The organism is Shewanella sp. NIFS-20-20, from assembly GCF_019209865.1.
In the GTDB taxonomy this organism is placed as follows: Bacteria; Pseudomonadota; Gammaproteobacteria; order Enterobacterales; family Shewanellaceae; genus Shewanella.
This window is the reverse complement of sequence record NZ_JAHUTT010000125.1, coordinates 1-1,068: the sequence shown is the minus strand read 5'-3', so window position 1 is coordinate 1,068 and position 1,068 is coordinate 1. Positions and strand designations below refer to the sequence as shown.

Here is a 1,068-nt window from a genome sequence, read left to right as displayed (position 1 = left end):
TATTCATGACAAAACGTCTAAACAACGCGATGTTTTCAACAGCACCATCTAAAGTGATACGAGAGCTATCTTCTTTAAAAACAACATCTAAAACATAATGTTGGCTGTTCTCAATCCGCCAATGCTGGCGAATATAATGACCCAGAAGTTTGTGGTTCGGCGACAAAGAACTTATATAGTAAGAAGTATCTACACTGCCTTTACCGTTGATCACACGATGGCGTTCCACGGCTATGATGCTTCTTACCGTCGGCCATTTCTCCACTAAGTCGTCCGGCAATTTGGCTTTTAGCTGAAACACGTACCGCTCTTCGCTGCGACCATGTTTTTTCTCTTTGACTTCGGTGACGATTTTCTCTTTGCCTGCATCAAAAACCGCTTGGAACTGCTCAACAACAGCCGCTCTAAGCTTAGGCTGATTGTTCTTAACCTGGACAACAACATGCGCTTGTTTTTCTTTGATTTTTTCTAGTGTTTCACGCTGGCAATGCAGTGCGTCAATCGTGATAACGCTACCCTTGACATTAATAACATCAAGCATTTGACGAACAATGCTTATCTCACCATTTTTAGTCTCTGTTGGCTTTTGGCTTAGTACGAGACCACGCTCAGTGTCGTAAGCCGTGACCAGCTGCAATGCTGTTTTCCTGTCGTTACGATAGGAGCCTCGCAGAACCTTTCCGTCAAATGCGATAATGGGTTTGTTCTGAGTCGTTCGTTGTTCATTTATCCAAAGAGCCAAAGCTTCAAGCAAAGACTCCGCAACAACGGAACGCAAGATGCGAGCTATCGTGTGTCTGCGAGGGATACCATGCTCGAATGGTCTATGCTTTCTTAACCAGTCGAGTTTCTCTTCTCCAAAAAATTCAATATCTTGCCAACCTTCGCATCCCGATGCGATAGCGCAGATCACAAGGAACATAACATCGATAAGGTCGTGTTTTTGGTTGATGTCCGAGCGAGTATCTTCTACAACAGATAAGTGTTCAATAAGGTTCAAAATGACTGTGCTGCTGAGGGTTTGGCACAATTAGATCATATTTGTTAACAAAGTGCGATCCCGCCCTG

The 1,068-nt window shown here is 43.9% G+C and carries 1 protein-coding gene; it reads right to left on the bottom strand.

What is annotated here, in order from left to right:
• On the bottom strand, positions 1 to 1,000 hold a 1,000-nt coding region (locus tag KU855_RS18705; protein ID WP_218532800.1), incomplete at its 3' end, for an ISAs1 family transposase.
• Between the last annotated feature and the right edge of the window lie 68 nt (positions 1,001 to 1,068).